Consider the following 21416-nt stretch of genomic DNA (forward strand, 5'->3'; position numbering starts at 1 on the left):
AACAGTATATCAGTAGGAAGAACTAGGGCGTGTCTGAATACTCCGAGGGGAGCAGATTTTGCCGAATTTTCGTTCCATGCAAGGAACTTTTGTGAAGGTGTACCGGGGGTACATCAAGCAAAAGTGACGAAGCAGGGGGCGGAAAGACGGTGAAAGATGCCCCTGAGCGGGTTTTCAGACACGACCTAAACTTTCTATAACAAAAGCCATAGTTTCTAAGGGTTCATGCGGCTTTCTTTTCGGATAAACTGGAAGGAGCATTCACTCAACGCTCAAGGAGGAACTATGATGGCTAAACGCAACGAACCCTTGGTGACTCATATCTATACAGCGGACCCTTCCGCGCATGTCTTTGAAGGCAAACTGTATATCTACCCTTCGCACGACCTCGATCATGAGAAAACCTCCAACGACAACGGCGATCAATACGATATGGAAGACTACCATGTTCTCTCCATGGAAGATCCGGATGCACCTTGCGTCGATCATGGGGAAGCGCTCCATCTGCGCGATATTCCATGGGCCAAGCAGCAGCTATGGGCGCCGGACGCCGCCTTCAAAAACGATACGTATTATTTGTTTTTCCCGGCGCGTGACGGGCAGGGCATCTTCCGTATCGGCGTTGCTACCGGCAAGTCGCCGACTGGTCCGTTCAAGCCCGAAGCGGACTACATCCCGGGCAGCTTCAGCATCGATCCCGCCGTTCTTGTGGACGAAGACGATAAAGCTTATATGTATTTCGGCGGATTGTGGGGAGGACAGTTGGAAAAGTGGCAGACCGGCGAGTTCCTGCCAGACGCCGAAGGCCCCGATCCGACGGAACCGGCACTGGGTCCACGCGTGGCAAGGCTGTCAGACGATATGCTGGGTTTCGCCAGTGCTCCCAAGGAAATTGCCATCGTGGACGAGAACGGACGGCCTATTCTTGCGGGAGACGAGGAGCGGCGCTACTTCGAAGGGCCATGGGTGCACAAGTACAATGGACTTTATTACTTATCCTATTCGACGGGCTCTACCCATTACATTGTCTACGCGACCAGCACGAATCCCGAAGGCCCCTACCATTATAGAGGCCGGATACTGACGCCGGTTATCGGCTGGACGACCCATCATTCCATCGTGCAGTTCAAGGAACGTTGGTATCTGTTCTACCACGACAGCTCGCTCTCAGGCGGCGCGGATAACAAACGAAGCGTCAAATTTACCGAGCTCCATTACAACGAAGACGGCACGATTCGAACGATCGACCCTTACGAGGTTTAACTATTACGGTGACGTCTGGCTCTGCCGAAGGGGCTATCCCAAAAGCCAATTTGCGACTTTTTTGGGACAGCCCCAATCGACAGATCATCATGGCTTGGGTAACGATACGACCATTCATTCAAGCAACCAGCACTACCCGCTTTGCTCCGCTCCCTCCCGCCATGCCTGTTCCCGGTATTGCCCCGGCGTCTGCCCCGTCCATCGTTTAAAGGCGCTTTGGAACGCGCTTGGCTCCGAGAAGTGCAAGGCATAAGCGATATCGCCGACCGAAACACCTCGCTTCTCCAGATAACCTTTGGCCAGCTCTTTGCGAACCCCGATGGACAAATCATTGTACGACGTCCCCTCCAGTTGGAGCTTATGCTGGAGCGTTCGCACGCTAACGCCAAGCGCCTCCGCCGTCTGCACGACGGTTGGAAACTCGGCGGGCAGACATGCCTTCATCCAAGCTGTCACCCGTTCCCCCATCCCGTGACTCTCCGTCTGTGCTAGCTGCTCAAGCGTCTGCCGTGCCATATTGTCGAACAGCTCCAACAGCTTGGAGTCGGAATACATCACTGGATAGCCGAGTACCTCAGCAGAAAAACGAAGATATGTCTCATGTTGTTCGAACATCGGCGATACACCAAACACACTCAGGTAGGGATCGACGTCAGCCGGTGGGGCATGCTGGAACGATACCTCTTGAAGGGCTATGGAACGATTGCTTAATTTGCCCATCATTTTAAATATGGAGCAAGTCATATCCTCCACGCAATGGCGGGACATCTTGTCTTTATCGGGATGCTGAAGCCGTATGACGATTCTGACCTCGTCACCATACGGCTCCACGTCCATTAGAAAGCCGCTGCACAATATATCGTTATACCGCCTATACGCGGCGAGCGCTTCGCCGACCGTGCGGGAGTGCATCATTACGTAACCGAGAATGCCCATATCCGCAAAATCCGTAATCTCGCCCTGGCGCAAGCCAAAATGATCGTCATCCGTATAAATAGCGGCGGCAATCATAAGCCGTTCCAGCTCGGCTGCAGGAATACGCGCCTCCGGATCCCGCAGCAATTCGTCGTCAAGCGATACCGATGCGCAGAATTGCTCGCGATCGTATCCTTTGTGCACAATGGTCTTTAAAATGGGAAATACCATCGTGATCGCTACCTTTTCGCTGCTCAAGCGCCTCTCCCCTCCTTTCTCTTGCGTAAATTCACAATCCGGGTTGCGCCATCCATCATCCACATGCTCTTCCAAATGGCGTATGCTGAATCTGGCATTACGAATCCCATGATCGATGGAGGTAACTTCCCATGACCCTAACGAACAAATCCAACATTCTTATTATTAACGGCCATCCCGATTCTGCCAGCTTTAATGCCGCGCTAGCCGACGCTTACGCAACCGGCGCCCTTGGCAGCGGCGCGCAGGTACGCAGGCTAAATCTTGCCGAGCTTGCTTTCAACCCTATTTTGTCCTTCGGCTACCGTAAGCGCACCGAGCTCGAGCCAGACTTAATTCGCGCTCAGGAGCTGATCCGGTGGGCTCATCACCTGGTATTCGTCTACCCAACCTGGTGGGGAGCCATGCCAGCCTTGCTGAAGGGCTTCATCGATCGTGTTTTCCTGCCCGGCTTCGCCTTCAAATACCGCGAGAACTCCGCTCTCTGGGATAAGCTGCTTGTCGGCCGCACCGCGCATTTGCTCGTTACGATGGATACGCCATCCTGGTACAATCGGCTCGTATATCGCAATGCGGGACATATTGTGATGAAAAAAAACATATTGAAGTTTTGCGGGATCAATCCTGTCCGCATTACAGAACTTACGCCGATCAAACCATCCACTCCCGAGCAGCGCGCCAAGTGGCTTAAGAAGGCAAAAACTCTCGGCGAAAAAATGTCTTAAGCAGGTTTTGAACCGCTTCCTAACCACAATTAATTGGCCACGGCGAGCGATAGCTCGCCTTGTAGATGAAAAGGTGTTCGGGAAACAGCCGACAGCTAAACAGACCGTTACTGATTTCCGTTGTTTAACGGAGGCACATGGCCAAGCTTGTCGGGGTTGCAAATGCAATAAATATGATCGATAACCCCGTCCCGGAAGCCGAAAGAATAGATGTATCGGTTCCCGTCGTCGAAATCGAAACGGAGTCCCGGCGTGCCGTTCATCCAAACATAATCGAATTGGTACGTAGCGTCATACATGACAAGCAGATTTTGCAGCAAGGACAGAACGGCCTTTGCGCCGCGCACAGGCACTTGAGCCGCCCGCACCTTGCCGCCGCCATCTGACAGAAAGACGATGTTGTCGCTGACCAGTTCCAGAATTCGCGACTGATCGCCCTTAAAAACGGACTGCACGAACGACTTGACAAGAGATTCCGCAACTTCTGCAGTTGGATGCTCACCCTTGCTGTCGCGAATGCTCTTATGCGCCCGATGATAAATTTGCCGACAATTCGCTGCATGCTTGCCGACGATCTCCGAAATGTCCTCATAAGAATATTGATACAGCTCCCGGAGCAAAAATATGGCTCGCTCTACCGCGTTCAGCTGCTGCAGCAGCATGAGATACGCCGTGGACATCGATTCGCTACGCTCGTAAGCCAGCGCGGGATCTTCGCCGCCTGTTGCACCGCCGTTGAAGTCTCCGAGCAGCGGCTCCGGCAGCCATGGCCCGACATAGAGCTCCCGCTTCTTCGCCGAGGACCGAAACAAATCCAGGCAGCGATTCGTCGCGATTCGATATAGATAAGCCCGTACGTTCCGAACCGGCTCGACGCTTAAAGATTGTCCGTACGCAATAAAGGTTTCCTGTACGATATCCTCCGCATCCATAACGCTCCCCAACATGCGGTACGACAACGCGAACAGCTCCGCTCGATGTTCCTTATATAACGACTCGATGTCCATTTCTTGAGTTGCCCTCCCCGATGCCGCTCCCCAGCATATGCCGGACGGCCCTTTTCGCGCTGGCCGTGGCGGCGTCTACCAATAATTCGCCATGGGACGCCCATTCGCCTGCCACATATAATCCGCTGATCTCCGGTACGTTCGGACCCGGATGCACTCGACCGCGAACATGGAGGAAATCATGGCACACTGTTATTTTCGGCAAATATTGTTTCGCGACCAGCTCCCCTCGCCATCCCGGCTGCACGAGATCAAGCGTCTCCTCCAGCTCCTTCAGATCCTTCTCCGGATTCGAACCCGCCCCTTGATACTTAATGAGACATACGACTTGGGCGCCATCATCGCTTAGTCTGGCCGCACGGGACTGATTCGTCAGGAAAATCGGCCTATCAATGCCATAGACGAATTGCTGGTTAGGCATCGGGAGCTTCCTCAGCGCAACATCCAGGCAAGCGGACGTGATTTCGATGGATTGTTCCTTCCATACGCGCAGTGCGGTAGCGTCGGCTTGAGGAACAAGCTTATATGCAACGGCTGGCGACGACGCGACAATGACATGTTCTGCGCTAATGGATGAGCCATCGTCCAGCACGACGCCAGTAACGGCACCTAGCTCATGCAAAACGCTTGCCGCGTTTGTACCGGTCAAGAACGAGGCTCCCTCTCGGGAAGCTTTCTCCTGCAGCTCCCGAACAAGCGCCCCCCAGCCTTCATCCAGATAAATAACGCCTTGCATGGCGCTGGCAAGCCCTCGCAGCACCGGACCCGCCGCTTGCAGATCGGGCGCCATCCCATAACTCGCCGTACGCAGAAGCGAATAGAACACATGCCGCACCATAGGATCTTTGATATTTCCTTCAATCCAATCTCTTAAGCTGATTCCATCGTAATTCCGGGTATCCATCTTCGGAAATTTCATCAGCCAACTCGCGAACTCCAGCTTGCCCCTCCAAGACAACAGCGGCGACGCCAGCAGCGAAGAAACGCTGGTAGGCAGCACGCTGAGCTTCCCGTTCCAAATGCCGAAAGCGTCAATGGACGGCTCCCCTCCCTGCAACGAACATCCGAACTCCCGGAACGTCTCGTAGGCATCGCCTTTGTATAAAGCATGGCCTCCCAGGTTGAAATAAGCTCCTTCCTTCCGATTCGTCATCGCCCTGCCGCCAAGCCGGTTCTGCTTCTCGATGACAACAACTCGTTTGCCAGCCTTGCTGGCCAGAACCGCGGCCGTTAATCCCGCAATACCTCCGCCCACGATCGCCACGTCATACCTTTCCATCCCCATCACCCTTTCGCGTATTTGCCAATATGACGGGGAGGTCGATTGATTTGTGACATCTCTATCCGAAAAAAATAAACCAGCATGTTCGTATTTCCATATCCTTCCCCAGTCCTGCTGTGCTATAGTGAACCTAATTATGCCAAATGGGAGGAGAATAATGGACTATATTCGGGATTATGCCATGTACGCAGCCATTTTCGGCATGTTCAGCTTCAGTTGGTTCGGCTGGGCACAGGAAAGACCTCGCAATTCATGGCGTCTTTATTTGGGAATCGCTTCGGGACTGGCACTCCTCGTTTGTTTACTAGGCGTTTATCTCAGCATTACGAACTGGGATGAGGCATCCGCATTAAACGAAGCAAGCTCGTTCCGTGTTTATCTCATAACCGTGTACGCCGAGTTTATTATCGCGGGCATAGGGGCTTTCATTCTCATTCGCAAGAAGCTGTCCGATTTCGTGGCGCCGTTAATCGCCTTTATCGTCGGTATTCATTTTATCGGGCTTGCTCCGGTGTTCGAGGATGCCAGCCTTTACGTGCTTGCCGCCTTGCTGACGGCTGCATCCATTTTATCGGTATTCGTCGCACCCAAGCTGGGAGTCGCCCGCAGCGCGATTGCTGGCATTTGCAGCGGAACTGTGCTGTTTGCTTTCGCAGTTCTCGGTATTATTCGTTTTTTCTCGATATAAATCCAAGTAAAAGCAGCCCCTTGTTGATCAACGGAATGATTTGCTAGTCGATCACTCGCTGTTCGGTCAAGATTCAGGGCTGCTTTTCTTTTTACGATGTGATTGTTTATTAAATCAACTTATGCTTGTACCACTTGTCTCCCTTGTAACGCCAATAGAACACAGCTCCGCGCACGCCCCATTCGGCAACCATCGCGACCCATACGCCCATTAATCCGAACCCGAGCGTAATGCCAAGCACATAGCCCAAAATAATGCGGAGCAGCCACATCGTCAGCAGCGACGATATGGACGTAAACTTCGAATCGCCCGCGGCCCGAAGCGCCGAAGGCAAGATGAAGCTAATCGACCACAGCAACGGCTGCGAGACGGAAATTAAGACGATAAGTGCGAATATATCCGGCACAATCTCCTCCGGCGGTGCGTACAGATGAACGAGAAGCGGGAAGATCGCCAGCAGGATGATCGTAATCACCACGAAAAATACGTTGGACAAGCCAAGAAAAGAGGAAATAAACTTTCTTGCGTCGTCCATATTTTTGCGTCCAATGGATTGTCCGACGACGGTAACGATAGCCGCTCCGAGCGCCATGCCCCCAATCTGGAACAGCATGGACAGCGAATTCGCAATCGCGTTGACCGTAATGGCCAGCGTGCCGAGCTGGACGATAAACGTCTGCGTCAGCAGCTTGCCGCCATTAAAGAACATCTGCTCCAGCGCAAAGGGCACGCCGATGTACATAATCTTGCGAAGAAGCGACCAGTTCGTTTGCAACAGATGTTTCAGTTTGAAGCGCAATGTCTGGTTATAACGAAGCAGGTAGATAATCGAGACGACCATCCCCAACACACGTGCGGCAATGAGCGAGATGGAAAGCCCGACTACGCCCAGATCAAACCCTTTAACCAGCACGAGATTGAGCAGGAAATAAGAGAGATTCATGATTACCGATAACATCAGGCATGCTTTCGTCTCCGCGACACCGCGCAGGGCGCCGGTCACCGCCTGATAAATGGCGAGGAACGGATACGAGATGCAGCTCCCTATCAGAAAGATCTTCGCATTATGCAGGACGTCTGCCTCTGCGCTCCCGAAGAGCATTTCAATCACCGAGCCATGAAAGACGATCATGACCACGCAGAGCAAGATCGACAGCAAGGCCACGGTCGATACCGATTGGGAGGCTGCCTTCGACACCATCGCGTCATTGCCGCTGCCCTTGTATTGCGCGACTATGACCGTCCCTCCCGTCGCAACGGCCACGAACAGATTGATAATGAACATGTTAATGGAGTCGACCATGCTGACGGCGCTCACCGCCGCAACCCCCGAGGAACTGATCATGGCCGTATTCATAATCGCCATCAATACGATAAACGCGGAATCCACGAAGATGGGAATAATAATGGCGAAAATTTGTTTGTAATCCATAGAACTTCCGGTAAAATAACGATTCAATAGCGCCACGCTTCGATTGCGCAGTCTCGTTGTCAAGCCGTGCACGGCATCATCACTTCTTTTCTGTTACGATAGCGGGAGTAACGACATCGTCGCCTCCAGCCTTCCCAGTATAACAAATAAAGCAGACTTTCGGCCGCTTTTCGAAATAAAATTTCAGTTCTTGAGCGCTCCAAGATCCGGCTTGCCAATCGGCGTATATGGCAGCTCATCCATCATGACGATGGACCTGGGCAACTGGTATCTGGCCATACGCGGCCGAAGCCATATCATCAGCGACTCTTCCGACAGAACCGCTTGCTTTTTCAGCTCTACATATGCGGCAAGCCGTTGACCGAACGTATGATCATCTACCCCGATAACGATTACGTCTTCCACATCGGGATGCTGCCGCAAAATCCCTTCAACTTCAGCGGGAAAGACGTTTTCTCCTCCGGATACGATCATGTCGTCGCTTCTGCCCAACAGCCGGTACAAACCGCTGCTTTCCCTGACGCCGACATCCCCCGTCTCGATCCAGGAGGCGCGTTGTCCCGGCAATCCTTTCCGTCTTCTTATGCACAGCCGTCCGACTTCGCCAGCCCGAGCCAAGCGTCCTGACTCGCTCAGCACATACAGCGGGACGTCTCTAATGGCTTTGCCTATGGTTTCCGGTATCCTTCGCATATCCCGCGGCGTCGCAATTGTAGTGAGTCCTCCCTCTGTTGTTCCGTAAAGGTTAAATAACACCTCGCCTAGCGTGTTCATAGTCTCCAATGCCAGATTGCCGCTCAGCGCAGCTCCTCCTGATACGATGCAGCGTAGCGAAGCCAAAGCTCCGGAATCATGCCCGAGCATCCGCTTCACCATCAAGGGAACGACGATCGTTACCTCTACTCCATGCTCGCGGATCAGGGCGCAAGCATCTTCGGCTTTGAATCGAGGCGTCAGAATCAGCTTATAACCAAGCGCGACAAACAGGAACAAATTTGCGATCCCATAACCGTGGGCCATAGGTGTCGCAATATAGACGGTACGGCAACCAAGCAGGGGCAGTCTGTTAAGAAGCGCGGCAAACGGGGGCAAATAATGCAACAGCGAAGGTTTATGCGCCACGCCCTTCGGCCGCCCGGTCGTACCGCCGGTCAGCAGCATGATGCGTCCGGATGAGGAGCGAGGAAGGTTTGACGTCTCGCCTGCCGTCAACAATTGCCAATCCAATGACGCCAAGCTGACGATCGCCCAGCCTTTATGCTCCGGCGTCTCTATGTCGAGCGCCCTTATGTCGTCATATATAATAAGATCCAGTTCGTTGTTAGCCGCCAATTCCTTTAATTGGCTCGGGCTCAGCTCTGCATTCATCATATACAGATCCGCTCCGGTTGCCGAGACGGCAAAAATAGAGCGCACTAATGCCAGCTTATTCCTCCCTATGAGTCCAATCTTCATGCCACGCTTTACTCCATGACGGGAAGTTAGCAGCGAAGCAAGCCGATTTGCCTGCGAAAGCAGCTCGCGATAGGAGACACTGCCTCGGTCATCCACGATGGCTGGAGAGTCTCCATGCGTTCGCTCCGCAATTCTAAGCAGGGCCATCACATTTATGCCGTGTCTGCCAATCGCCGACAACAGACGCCACAGGCCAGCTGGCGTAAGCAGCCGAAGCTTGTACATCACCTCGAGCAGAAGCAGAAATCGCATTACCGCCTCTCCCTTCTCCGCAATAGGAGAGGAGCCGCTCGCTCCCATGCCCCTCTGCCCCATAAGGAAGCAAGCTCACCGAAAGGAAGCCACCATGGCCTGATTCTTCTTTGTCGCGTGTAAATGGCTCTTGCGATAAGCTGCGCGGCATGTTCGGCGCTCATCGCCGGACTGCTCTCATAAGCTTTGGTCGGCGCGATCATGGGCGTGCGAACAAGCGGAAGATAGACCGACGTCGTGGCGATCCCAGCCGCATTCAGCTCCGGCGCGGCAGAGCGGAACCAGGTGTCGAAGGCGGCTTTGGACGCTTGGTACGCAGACCAGTGGGGGAATGGAATTAAGGACATATTAATCGTGGAGATGTTGATGATTTGACCGCCATTACTTCGCAGACCGGGAATAAGCCCAAGCAGAAGCCTAAGCGGCGCCGTATAATTAATCGCGATCGTACGATCGAAGTCATGAGCGCGATCGAGCGAGTCGAAGATGGCTCTGCGGATCGATAAGCCCGCGTTGCTCACGACGATATCCGGCTGGTTCGGAAGTTCCCGAATAAAAGCATGCAGCGCCTCCAGTTGCGCCGCATCCCGAAGATCCGCGCTAAAAATCGACACTTTCGCTCCCTCCGCCTCCTCTTCGATCGACCTCTTGACCGCCAGCAGTTTCTCCTCTCGTCTTGCCGTAAGAATGAGACTTCCTCCACTTCTGCCTGCCAGATAAGCAAGCTGTTCCCCTATGCCGGAGCTGGCGCCGGTAATTAGAACCGTTTTGCCACTCAGCGCCTCCTTTAGTTTCATCTCGCTCAATCGAGTACGGGGGAACAAAATTCGCTCCAGTATGCTGTAGCTCTTCATGTTGTTCGTCCCCCCTTCCGTCTTCGTACAATCCGAATCATTGACCGTCGAATAGATTTTTATAGTCGCTTCGAGCCGTCTTCACCTTTGACTATCGAGTAAACCTTTAAGTCGCAATGAACGCCCTTGTTCAACACAACCTTGCGCAACGTTCCTTCGTAAGTCATGCCCGTCTTCTCCATCACCCTGGCCGAGCCAATGTTAGGTACGAGACATCTTGCTTCGAGACGGATAAGGTCCATCTCCGTAAAGCCGAATTGAATGATTGCGGCCGCGACCTCTGTCATGTATCCCTTACCCCAATAGCGCCGGGACAACGCATATCCCAGTTCCGCTCTACGGTGAACGGGGTCCCAATGCACGAAGCCGCAAGTACCGATTAATCGGTCTTCTTCCTTGTCCACGACACCCCACGGCGCAACTTCGCCGCTATCGTATTTGCGCTCCAGATGGCGGATAAAGCCAAGCGTGTCATCGAGCGTCCCATGGGGATACCAGCTCGTATATTCGGCGACGGCTTCGTCCGAGCAATAGCGGTACATATCTTCAACATCCTGTAAAGTGACAGGACGAAGCTTCGTCCGCTCCGTCTCCAGTAAGGGAAGCTTTCCAAATACGTCTTTTATTTGCATAGCCGCAGCCTCCTTAGTATTCGATTCAATAGGTTGATGTATAAAGAGTCCGTATAGTCCGAAGCTTGAATAAGGTGTATCATTAAATTTACATCAAGTGCAGGGTGAAGGAGAGTGGACGTAATGTCTCGTTATATAGATCAATTTGTGCGCAATGAAGAAGAACGTTTACGTGTGGAGAAAGTCGAGCGTTTGGCTGCGAAATTCGTGGAACGTGCGGCCCGGCATGATGAGGAGGCCTCTTTCCCATTCGACAATTTCGCCGACCTGCGGGAAGCCGGTTATCTAAAGCTGACTGTCCCTGCGGAATACGGCGGCGACGGCATCGACTTGCATGGTCTTGTCCTGCTGCAGGAGCGCCTGGCTTACGGCGATGGCTCCACGGCTCTCGCCGTAGGCTGGCATGTCGGGCAAGTGTTTCACTACCGGGAATCGGGCAAGTGGCAGCAAAAATTGTTCGCGGAATTATGCCGCTCCGTCGTTCGGGACGGCACGATGATCAACACGTTCGCAAGCGAAGCCTCGACGGGAAGCCCCAGCCGCGGCGGCAGGCCGGAGACAATCGCCGTCCGTTCGGATGGCGGCTGGCGGTTGACGGGCCGCAAGACGTTTAGCACTTTGTCGCCGATTCTGGACCGATTCGTCGTATCCGCCTATATTCCGGAAGAAGCTGCCGTCAGCGAATTTCTAGTCATGAAGTCGGAAAACGTAACGCTGGTAGAGACCTGGAATTCGTTAGGGATGCGGGCGACAGGCAGTCACGATGTCATATTGGACGGCGCGTTCGTTCCATCGGAGCATCGCATCGCGGGCGGCGGCATCGACGACGGGTCCGGCTGGCTGCTGCATATACCGGCATGTTATATGGGCATTGCGCTTGCCGCCAGAGACTACGCGCTGGAATTCGCCCGCACCTATCAACCGAACTATACGGACAAGCCGATCGCTTCATTCCCCGCCGTTCAAGCTTCTATCGGCGAGATGGAGTTGGCGCTGCGATCTGCTCGCACCGTTTTGTTCGCTGCAGCGGACCGATGGGACAAGGAACCGGACAATCGTCCCGCTTTGAAGCCCGAGCTTGGTCTCGCGAAACATGTCACGACCAACAACGCGATTCGCGTCGTGGATCTTGCCATGCGGATTGTCGGAGGCTCCAGTCTATCTCGCAGCCTGCCGTTGGAACGTTACTACAGGGACGTGCGGGCGGGACTGCATAATCCGCCCATGGACGGCACGGTCATTCAGAATCTGGCATCCTCCGCCCTTTCCGACGGCGTTTCATCGTAAATATACCGCTCCAAAAATCCGTTCCGGAATTTCCGCTCGGGATCGAACTTCTGCACCAGCTCCCTAAAGGCCGGCAGCTTCGGATAGAGCTCTTGCAGCTTGGCCGGCTCCATGGCGAAGAGCTTGCCCCAATGCGGACGCGCGCCGAACGGCTCAAGACTGGCTTCAATGATCGGCAACGCCGCGCTGACTCTCTCCCAATCCGGCTTCCATGTAAAGTGGATGCCAACGGAGTCTTGTCCGAAGCATGGACTTAACCACAGGTTGTCGCTTGCAATCGTTCGCACCTCCGTTACGAACAGAAGCGGAGAGATGAGATCGCGCAGGCCATCCAGCGCCTCGAGAGCAGCGTAGGCATCCTTGCGCGCCACAAAATATTCGCTCTGCAGCTCCTCGCCCGCGCTTGGCGTAAAGTCCATGCGGAAGTGGGCCAGCCTCTCATGCCAAGGTCCCGCGATGCCGCGTTGATCGCTGCAATTGTCCGCCGCATAACCCGGCACGGGATGAAGATTATCATCGGATAACACGGCGCCGTAACAGCTAGTGGGATCTCCCCCTATTGACTCGTCGCCAGGCTTTACAACGGACTTCCTCCACACCTGGTGGAAGGACGAAGACTTCCAATCCGTAAACAAGCTGACGCTGTATCCGGAAGCGAATAGGTCCTCAAAGCAGTCCGCAAGCTTGGAGAGCGGCAAACCTTGGTAAACATGTTGCTTTATTTCGAAGGCTGGCACGAGATCCAGCGTCAGCTTTGTCACGACACCCAGCGCTCCAAGACCAACGATTGCTCCCGCGAGCAGACCATCCTCATCATCCCTGGTTAGAGTGATCAGTTTCCCATCACCTGTAGCCAGCTCGATGCCATAGACCACTGTAGCCAGATTGCCGTTGAGATCCCCCGAGCCGTGCGTCGCCGTCGCGCAAGCTCCCGCAATCGTAATATGCGGCAGAGAAGCCAAATTGTGAAGCGCATAACCGTTCTCATGCAAATAACCGCACAGTTCGCCGTAGCGGATGCCGCCCTCGACGGTTACTCGATGTTGGACACGATCCAGCTCAACGACGCCATTTAACCTCTCCAGTGACACATGTGCCGCGTCCGTATCCGCGATGGCGTTAAAGGAATGTCTGGAGCCAAGCACCTTTATTTGATCCAGTCGGCTCACTAACTCGCGCACCTCTTCGGCCGTCCCCGGCACATGACATTCCTTGGCTTGGTACATGTAATTGCCTGCCCAATTCCGTTCGTATCTCAAGCTGTTCCTCTCCCTTGGCGTCTATATTTTTATGCGATAAAGTTCTGTTTCCAGTTTATCGCAGAAACAAGGACTTGTCTTTAAAGAGTTGCCGCCAACCCTTGGAGCTGCTTCAGGCGAATGTCGCCGCACACAAATAAAGCCGGGTCCTGCGCGGACCGGGCTTTATTTTGCAGCTTTATTTCGGCTATTGCTTAACAAACTCTACATGATCGACATAATACCACGCATTGGCCGGGGAGTTGGAATAAAATCCGATCATGCTTTGACCATTCGTTACATTGATATTTGGGATGCTAATCTGCGTCCAGGTCGATGTTGTCGGAATATTGGCGGTTACGCTTGAGCCACCGTAATCCTTGGCCTGCATATACGCGGTTCCCAAACCGCCGTAATCGCTTTTCACCCATGCCTTGAGCGTATACAGTCCATTGCTTAATCCTGTTATCGTCTGATAAGTATACGATTGATAATTGCTGTTTTTCCAATGAACAAGCTTGTAGGAGCCGCTATAGGCGCTTCCTTCCGTATAGTCCGAATCCAGATTTTTGCCCGTTGTATACCAACCGGAGGGTGATTGCACCGGCGCCGTATTGTCTTCAAATCCCGGATTGACCACGTAGTTGTGCACATAATTTAGACTGACCTTGCTTAATTGCGGATTGTAGCTTAACGCTCCGCCGGTCGGAAATTCGACCTTTAGATAACCGGTTCCCGCCGGAGCCGCAGCCATCGTATATAACCGCCTGGTCCAGTCCCCACCGTTAATCGGCGTATCCGTCTTCGACCAGCCTGTCTGCTGCGTCCAGGTTGTTCCGTTCGGCGATGTATAAAATTTGAAGTCATTGATCGCCTCGGCATGTGTAGCGTACAAACCGGTTACGCTAAAGTCGCGGATGTCCGAATATTGATAAACGATATTTTCCGTCGGAGAAGCGTTTGTATTGTTGCGCGACGCCCGGCTCGAATCTCCAAGCTGAGTTGCATTGGCCGTATCGAAAATAAGACCGGAGCTATGAGAATAGGTTTTGCTCCAATTGTTCAGGTCATCGACCATCGGTGTCGTTGTTGCCGTGTTGGTGGCATTCGAAATCTCATAGAACACAACGCCGTGGTGCGCCAGAGGCGGGGTCAGCACAAGCTTGTTGCCCGTCACCGTTGCCGTTGTTGTGGTCGGAGTCAGGGTCGCTGCCGTTTTGTACGCCGACTCGCGGGAGTACCAGTAAGCAATATCCGCCGCGTTCACGAGATGTTTGGGCACCTCAAGCGAATATTTGGACCAGCTGAATGCGGAGTTTGTCAAACCTCTTGCCAACAAGTCCGCTCTCCATGCCGGCCAGAAATTGCCGTGCAAATCATCGACAAGCCATTGCTTTACCGTCACGGTGCTGCCCGAAGCAGGTTTGATATTGTTAATCGTAATCGTCGGAGTTTCGCCCGTTATCGCATTCATATTGTTATTATGATTATAAGCCATCACATGTACAGTATTGGTCGAGCGGTTAAAGCCGGCTATGCCGTCGATTTCATTGCCGGGGTCCCCGGTCGATCCGGTAACGGCAAAGCCGACCCGATTGTCCCCTGTCATCTTGTAAGCCAGATTGGCGATATGGGTGCCCACGGCGGGCACGCCGCCCCAGAAAGCTTCGGTCGTCAGTCCCCAGGTGGAAAGCCAGTCGATTTGCGCATCATTCATAATTCTGAACAGCTTGGCGTCATAGGTGCCCTGATAAGTGTGCGGCATAATTCTGGAGAACAATGCTCTTCCGTCATCGCTTGGACCGTTCAGAATGCGTCCTTCGTCGATGCCGAATTTCAGATTGGTCAGCCCGACAGAATTGGCTTTGTCACGCAGCAGATTGATCGTATCCGCAAACGAAAGGCCGGAGCTGCCTTGACCGGGAGCCATATCATAATACGACGCCGCCAAATAATCGATTTGTGTGCCGACAGTACCCGTCTTATAGTTTGTTCCCGTCGCTACATGCTGGATAAAATCCCTTTCATCCCATAACGCATTTACAACGGACATGCTATGTGCGCCGACATTCAGGTTGCCCGCGCCTATAGCCGCCTCTAACGCCGCAACAGTATAGTCGTACAGCTTGAAATACGCAATTTTGGTTGTGTTCGGAGAACCGTCTGAGGCAATAAACCAATCCGAATTTTCATATTCGGTCAGCACGCCCCATGTCCAGGTTTTGACCTCGTTGATGCCAAACTCTGCCACAATCGCATCGGCCATCGCCTTAATGTAATTGTAGTAAACATCGTAGTCGGCCGGTGGTCGGACATTGACGCCAAATGCGGATGAAATATGCGGACTGTTCGACAATTTGAGCGGAACCGCTCCCGTTTTGATAAACGGCTTTAATCCCTGATCCACCACATTATGCAAGGCATCGATCAACTCATCGAATTTGTAGTCCGTCTTGGTCGCATTATTGTACGGATCAACGAACAAATCGCGAGTATCATTACCTCCCGTCGCGGTCATAAATTGCACATTTTTGACAAACGGATAATTGGCGGCAAAATAATTGGACGGCCTCCCCTCCGCCTCCGATGTCCAATGAATTCTGAAGTCCCACACATTGATCATCGAATGTTTGTTTTCCATAATCGGGCCTTGGGCGGCCAGATTGACATTGATGTGTACATTGCCTGCAGCCGCCGCGCTTCGGGGCAGCACAGTCGTCAATACGAAGGCTGAAAGAAGTCCAAACAACGCGCACCATTGGGCTAATTTCTCAGCTTTTCCCGAAACCTTCATCCATCATCATCTCCTCACAATCTGACTCCTCATTCCTTCACGCTGCCCATCACCATTCCTTTGACAAAATACTTTTGCAGAAACGGATATACCAACAGGATGGGCAACGCGCCCAGCAGCGTCTGCGCCGCCTTCAGCGTCCGGTCGGATACCTCGGCCAGCATGCTTATATCCGTCGAATTGACTAAAGACAAATCGCGATTGATAACGACGGTTTGCAAATAGCTTTGCAGCGGGTATTTGTCCGGAGAATTCATCAAAATAAGACCGTCGAACCAGGCGTTCCAATGGCCAACAATCGTAAACAAGCCGATCGTAGCAAGAGCCGGAAGGGACAACGGGATAAATATTTTCCACAAAATAGTCCAATGGCCCGCTCCGTCCACAAACGCCGATTCCTCAAGTTCCTTGGGGAGCGTGCGGAAAAAATTCAGCAGCAACACGACATTAAACACAGGGACCGCTCCCGGCAACACCAGAGCGCCAAGCGAATTCAGCAAGCCCGCTTCCTTGATCACCAGATACCAGGGAATAAATCCGCCGTTAATAAAGATCGTCAAGACAAAAAACCAGGCATACCAGGTCCTTCCGAAAAAACTGCGCGACTCCTTGGATAAAGCGTAACCGAGCATGACGGTTAATGACATATTAACCGCAGTCCCCAACAGAACCCGTTGCAAGCTCACTTCCATCGAACGCAAAAATTCCTTTTTTTGCAACACAAATTGATAGGATTTCCATGTAAAGTCCACCGGCCATAAATTCACATTGCCAGCTCCCGCCGCCGTACTCGAGCTGAACGAAACCGCACCGACATGGATCAGGGGTAGAATGCACAGAAGACCAAGCGCAATCAAAAGTATATAATTCGCAACAGTAAAAAGCTTCCCGCCGAAGGATGTATAAACCATCTGTCTCTCTCCTATCCTTCTAGAAAATACGATAATTCGCCAGACGATACGCTAAGTAATAAGATACGGACACAAACAATACGGATACGGCGGATTTAAACATGCCCATCGCGGTTGCGACCGCATATTGCGCGTCTACAAGTCCGAGACGATAAACAAACGTATCAATAATATCGCCGCTTTCATAAACCTGCGGACTATACAGATTGAACACCTGATCAAATCCGGCATTAAGCACATTGCCCAGACTTAACGTCGACATCAGTATAATGATAGGCAACATGCCGGGCAGCGTGACATGCAGCGTCTGCTTCCATCTTCCCGCTCCGTCAACAACCGCCGCTTCGTATAATGTCGGGTTGATGCTTGTAAGCGCAGCCAAATAAACGATGGTGCTAAAACCAAACTCCTTCCACACATCCGACAGGACAAGCAGATAGGGAAACCATTGATTGTCTCCGAGGAAAAATATCGGCTTGATGCCAATTAAACCCAACATTTGGTTGACGATGCCGCTTGAAGGCGAAAGAATGTCGATCAGAATGCTGCCGAGAATGATCCAGGACAGAAAATGCGGTAAATAAATGAGCGTTTGCACCCCGCGCTTAATGGATTCTATCCGGATTTCATTGAGCAAAAGCGCGGTTGCAATCGGCGCGATCAGACCGGCCACAATTTTCATAAAGGCAATAAGCACGGTATTTCCGATAACATCCAGCGTTCCCGGCAAGGAAAAAACGTAACGGAAATTGTCGAACCCGATCCACTCCGAACCAAAAATGCCCTTGACGATGGAATATTTCTGAAAAGCAATTACAAGTCCCGCAATCGGGCCGTAACTGAATACGAGAACAAGCAACAGAGCCGGCATCACCATCAGATGAAGCGGCAATTGCCGCGACCAGTTTTTCTCAACCATTTGTTATGCCACCTTTTCGGAGACATCCACGGGGGCTGCAGCGCCCCCGTCTCTGCTTGCCGATTATTTCGTTGCCAGCCACTCGTTCACTTCGGCCGTTATTTGATCGCCGCCGAGCTTTTTCCAATCGGCCACAAACTTATCAAACTCCTCCATGGGCGCGCCCAAAATGATTTTAGTGAAGGTCTCCAGCTCAAGCTTCTCCAAAGTCGCCTTTCGGTCGCCCATCGTTTCGGTAGGCGCGCCGAAATATTCATTGACCGTCAGTCGTTTATCCTGATGATAATATTGGCCGATAACCGAATAAGAGCTAAGCTTGCCGAATACACGATCCGTGCCCCAGCCCGAGTTGTCTCCGGCTTCATGCGCGACGATCTTGTCGTAATAGCCTTTTTCCTCTCCCGTCAATTTCGACGCGTCTCCCGATGCAAAGGCGTCCGCGATATGCTTCTGCACGCCGATCAGACCTTCGCCGGTGCCGGTATTGCCGAGCAGCGAATACTTGTGGAACTCGACGCCGTCTTTGCTATGGTACACTTCCGGCTCCTCGCTATCGCCGAAAATTTTATTGTTCAAATTAAACATCTTGATAACGGCTTCCGGATGCTCATAGCCTTTGCGTACAACCCAGAACTGGTTGTAGTCGAGGCTGCTTTGCGCATTGGCCTGCTTGTCGTCGATCGATGGGATCGGATACGGCTTCCAGTCCGCTTGCGGCTCCTTGTCCTTGTTTCCTTGCAGCGGGAACAGCGGGTTCCACATCGCGCCGAAATGCAAGCCGATTTTTCCGTCCACTTCAAGCTCGGAAGCTTTGCTGCCGTCTTTGACGCCAAACTCTTTATCGATCTGTCCGGCTTTAAACATTTCTTGCAGCTTGGCAAGAGCGGCTTTGGCTTCAGGCTGAATGCTGCCGTAAACCAGTTTGCCGGAATCGTCTTTGATCCAGATTTTCGGATAGGCGTGAAAGCCGTTCATAAATCCCGTCACATCGGGATAGCCGCCGAACAGCTCTTTCGACAACGCCAACCCCAAAGTGTCAGCCTTTCCGTTATCATCGGGGTCCTGATTGGTAAATGCCTCGGCAATGGCAAATACGTCCTGCATCGTCTCCGGCTCGGGTAAGCCGAGCTTGGTCAGCCAGTCCGTGCGCACCCACAGCAACGGCGCGCCGCCGTAATAATCCTGCGCTTGCGGCAGAGCCAGCAATTGGCCGCCGATTGTTGCGGCAGCTTTGGCCACCTGCCCGTTCTCGATCAGCTCCCGGCTTAGCGGGGATGCGTATTTCTCATACGCCTCGCTCAAATCTTCCAGCTGGCCCGCATCGGCAAGCTGCTTGAATTGCACCGCGTTTACCCGGAATATGTCCGGCAAATCCCCTGCGGCAATCGATGCATTCATTTTTTGATCGTATTGATCGCTTTGCACAATCCACTTGTTCACAATTTCGATGCCTAGCTGATCGCTATAAGCGCTATTCCAGGCATTGTTGTCAAACGATTCTCCTTCTTTGAACTTAAATGTCGAATCCGTATTTCTGACGACGTTTAATTTGACCGGCGGATCAAATTTGCCGAACGGATCGATTGTTTCTTCCGGAGCAGCGCTTTCGGTTGCCGCCGGGTTTTCCGTTGCCGCGGGAGAACTGCCTGGATTTTCGTTTGCTTTGTTGCCATTGTTCGCGGTACTGCATGCGGCGGTCATCACCATCATCAATGCCGCCAGCGTTATACCGGCTGATTTTGCCATACGTTTCATGCTAAGCCCCCTCGAGTCGATGTTGTCTTGTCTTACATTTTTTATTATAGGAGCTGGGGCATGGGGACGAAATCGCACGTTTTTGACATTGTTCATTCATTTCTTTACCGCTTCCTGTCGCGGTACTCCTGCGGCGTCATTCCGGTCTCTTTCTTGAAGAAACGTCCAAAATAATTGGCCGAATCAAAGCCGACGCGCGCCGCAATCTCATGAATTTTAAGCACAGAATGGCTTAGCAAATCCTGTGCTTTCAACATGCGCATACTGGTCGTATATTCCAGCAGGCCGACACCTGTATGCTGTTTGAACAGGCGGGACAAATACGAAGGGTTGAGATAAACGATTTCAGACAATCGGCTGAGCGATAAATCCTGATCCAGATGATCGGCTATATGCGTTTTCAACTGACCGATAATGGAATGCGTATTTTCCTCGCGGTTTCCCTCCCGCAGATAAATCCACCGTTCCAATCGATTGTCCAGATAAGCCAGCGTCTGCTCCCAGGTGGAATGATCGCCAAGGCTTGGCCATTTGTAATCGCTGGAGTCGCGCGCCGCCTGTCCGTTGCGGTTGCGATTCGTCAAGGAAATTAGCAAAAATCCGACGCCGTAATAGATTTCGGACAATACCTCCATTTCGTTGCGGCAATGCAAAGAAAGCTCCTTGAGCTGCAAATACGTCACTGTGAAAGCTTGCCTCGCTTCCTTCGATCCTTCCGGCTCCAGCGCAAGCAATTGCTGCAGCTTGCTTCTGGCCAGCAGCTCGTAAATGCTTTTGTCCGCTTTGCCCGTTGCAGCCAGATAGCGGTCTGTCAGCAGCATTTCGACCCCTTCGCCAAGCCCGTGGAACAGAACATCGTTAAGCTCGGCATATTTGGCCGGAAGCGCCCCCCATTCCGACGGATCGGAAGCGGTGGCAAACGAAATCGTAACTTTCAGCCAGGTTTTGCAAGCCGCCTGGATGGACTCCAAGGTTCCTTGCACGAAGCGTGCAAGCGCGTCCGGCTTTTCCGGAACGGCGCCGGCCGCCAACTCTGTCCCGGATTGCAGCAGCCATACAAAACGCGAAGGCTCCGGCATTAGCGAATAAAGATGCTTCCGCCGGAAAAGCTCCTCCGCCATATTCTGGACGGCGTATGAAAGCAACGTTCTATCCGTCAAGCTTATATCGTCGCGCCAGCAATCTACCCGCCCGACGACCATAAGCACTTTTTGCTCCGTCAGGAGCGGGATGCCAAGCTCGTCCAGGCGCGCTTGCGATGCCTTGTTTTCGCCGCGCAGCAGCGCGGTAATATACTCTTTGCGCAGCATCGGCAACGATTCCTGGAATTGCTCCGCCGCACTCTTAACCCAACGTTCCGTTTCCAGTTGCTTCGACAAATCATCGGCCGCTCTCTCAACAGCATGGATAATCGCCTCATCGCCGTCGGTTTTCAGAATATAGTCCACGCCGCCTTGACGCAGCGCCGCCTGGGCATAACGGAAATCATCGTAGCCCGAAAGAAAGATGACACGGCATCGCGGCCAACGAAGCATAACCTGGCGATGAAGTTCCAGACCGTCCATACCCGGCATCCGGATGTCGGACAAAATAATGTCGATTTTGATCCGCTCCAGACATTCCAAAGCCTCATGGGCGGAAAAAGCCCGGTATACTTCCAGCTCCAGCAGTCCTTGCTCCTCTTCAAACAGCTGCTGCAACCCCTTGACGATTTTTGGTTCGTTATCGACAATCAACAATCTGTACATT

Annotated in this window: 17 protein-coding genes; 4 read left to right on the forward strand and 13 right to left on the reverse strand. The window is 52.7% G+C overall.

Features of this window, described 5'->3' with window-relative positions:
- Nucleotides 1-288: 288 nt before the first annotated feature.
- On the forward strand, nt 289-1263 hold the full coding sequence (locus PAT3040_RS36060) for a glycoside hydrolase family 43 protein (protein WP_373864002.1): 975 nt from the start codon (nt 289-291) through the stop codon (nt 1261-1263).
- A gap of 132 nt (nt 1264-1395) precedes the next feature.
- On the opposite strand, the gene PAT3040_RS36065 is transcribed toward PAT3040_RS36060, so the two are convergent.
- A complete protein-coding gene (locus tag PAT3040_RS36065) occupies nt 1396-2436 on the reverse strand; it encodes an AraC family transcriptional regulator (protein ID WP_087570204.1) in 1041 nt (346 codons plus the stop codon).
- 131 nt (nt 2437-2567) lie between these two features.
- On the opposite strand from PAT3040_RS36065, the gene PAT3040_RS36070 reads away from it, so the two are divergent.
- Nucleotides 2568-3161, forward strand: a complete 594-nt coding sequence (locus tag PAT3040_RS36070) for an NAD(P)H-dependent oxidoreductase (RefSeq protein ID WP_108996372.1) — start codon at nt 2568-2570, stop codon at nt 3159-3161.
- A gap of 107 nt (nt 3162-3268) precedes the next feature.
- On the opposite strand, the gene sigJ is transcribed toward PAT3040_RS36070, so the two are convergent.
- Both sigJ and PAT3040_RS36080 read right to left on the reverse strand, forming a co-directional pair.
- The gene (gene sigJ, locus PAT3040_RS36075; protein ID WP_108996373.1) at nt 3269-4168 is read right to left on the reverse strand and encodes an RNA polymerase sigma factor SigJ; all 900 of its coding nucleotides are present in this window, start codon (nt 4166-4168) and stop codon (nt 3269-3271) included.
- A complete protein-coding gene (locus PAT3040_RS36080) occupies nt 4146-5447 on the reverse strand; it encodes a phytoene desaturase family protein (protein WP_108996374.1) in 1302 nt (433 codons plus the stop codon). Before PAT3040_RS36080 ends, sigJ begins: the two co-directional genes overlap by 23 nt.
- 160 nt (nt 5448-5607) lie before the next feature.
- On the opposite strand from PAT3040_RS36080, the gene PAT3040_RS36085 reads away from it, so the two are divergent.
- Nucleotides 5608-6138, forward strand: a complete 531-nt coding sequence (locus tag PAT3040_RS36085; protein ID WP_108996375.1) for a hypothetical protein — start codon at nt 5608-5610, stop codon at nt 6136-6138.
- A gap of 109 nt (nt 6139-6247) precedes the next feature.
- Here PAT3040_RS36085 and PAT3040_RS36090 read toward each other — a convergent pair whose 3' ends face one another.
- The 4 genes from PAT3040_RS36090 to PAT3040_RS36105 all read right to left on the reverse strand — a co-directional run bounded on the left by PAT3040_RS36090 (nt 6248) and on the right by PAT3040_RS36105 (nt 10763).
- Nucleotides 6248-7642, reverse strand: coding sequence for an MATE family efflux transporter (locus PAT3040_RS36090; protein WP_373864003.1), 1395 nt, complete (start codon nt 7640-7642; stop codon nt 6248-6250).
- A 111-nt stretch (nt 7643-7753) separates the two neighbouring features.
- The gene (locus PAT3040_RS36095) at nt 7754-9277 is read right to left on the reverse strand and encodes an AMP-binding protein (protein WP_108996376.1); all 1524 of its coding nucleotides are present in this window, start codon (nt 9275-9277) and stop codon (nt 7754-7756) included.
- Nucleotides 9277-10131: an SDR family NAD(P)-dependent oxidoreductase gene (locus tag PAT3040_RS36100; RefSeq protein WP_108996377.1), complete on the reverse strand. Its 855-nt coding sequence runs from the start codon at nt 10129-10131 to the stop codon at nt 9277-9279. Before PAT3040_RS36100 ends, PAT3040_RS36095 begins: the two co-directional genes overlap by 1 nt.
- Nucleotides 10132-10190: 59 nt before the next feature.
- Complete coding sequence (locus tag PAT3040_RS36105; RefSeq protein ID WP_108996378.1) at nt 10191-10763, reverse strand: GNAT family N-acetyltransferase; 573 nt, start codon at nt 10761-10763, stop codon at nt 10191-10193.
- Between the two features lie 123 nt (nt 10764-10886).
- Between PAT3040_RS36105 and PAT3040_RS36110 the strand changes: the two genes are divergently transcribed.
- Nucleotides 10887-12050: an acyl-CoA dehydrogenase family protein gene (locus PAT3040_RS36110; protein WP_108996379.1), complete on the forward strand. Its 1164-nt coding sequence runs from the start codon at nt 10887-10889 to the stop codon at nt 12048-12050.
- Here the strand turns inward: PAT3040_RS36110 and PAT3040_RS36115 are convergent.
- The 6 genes from PAT3040_RS36115 to PAT3040_RS36140 all read right to left on the reverse strand — a co-directional run bounded on the left by PAT3040_RS36115 (nt 12005) and on the right by PAT3040_RS36140 (nt 21415).
- On the reverse strand, nt 12005-13309 hold the full coding sequence (locus tag PAT3040_RS36115) for an FAD-binding protein (protein WP_108996380.1): 1305 nt from the start codon (nt 13307-13309) through the stop codon (nt 12005-12007). The genes PAT3040_RS36110 and PAT3040_RS36115 overlap by 46 nt on opposite strands.
- A 187-nt stretch (nt 13310-13496) precedes the next feature.
- Nucleotides 13497-16082, reverse strand: coding sequence for a GH39 family glycosyl hydrolase (locus tag PAT3040_RS36120; protein ID WP_108996381.1), 2586 nt, complete (start codon nt 16080-16082; stop codon nt 13497-13499).
- Nucleotides 16083-16111: 29 nt separating this feature from the next.
- Complete coding sequence (locus tag PAT3040_RS36125; RefSeq protein WP_108996382.1) at nt 16112-16993, reverse strand: carbohydrate ABC transporter permease; 882 nt, start codon at nt 16991-16993, stop codon at nt 16112-16114.
- A gap of 19 nt (nt 16994-17012) precedes the next feature.
- Nucleotides 17013-17912 (reverse strand): ABC transporter permease, encoded by a 900-nt coding sequence (locus PAT3040_RS36130; RefSeq protein WP_108996383.1) that lies wholly within the window; start codon nt 17910-17912, stop codon nt 17013-17015.
- A gap of 63 nt (nt 17913-17975) precedes the next feature.
- On the reverse strand, nt 17976-19667 hold the full coding sequence (locus PAT3040_RS36135) for an extracellular solute-binding protein (RefSeq protein WP_181377030.1): 1692 nt from the start codon (nt 19665-19667) through the stop codon (nt 17976-17978).
- A gap of 104 nt (nt 19668-19771) precedes the next feature.
- The gene (locus tag PAT3040_RS36140; protein ID WP_181377031.1) at nt 19772-21415 is read right to left on the reverse strand and encodes a helix-turn-helix domain-containing protein; all 1644 of its coding nucleotides are present in this window, start codon (nt 21413-21415) and stop codon (nt 19772-19774) included.
- Nucleotide 21416 lies beyond the last annotated feature (1 nt).

Origin of the sequence: Paenibacillus agaridevorans (genome assembly GCF_003112455.1) — a bacterium.
GTDB classification, from domain to species: Bacteria; Bacillota; Bacilli; order Paenibacillales; family Paenibacillaceae; genus Pristimantibacillus; species Pristimantibacillus agaridevorans.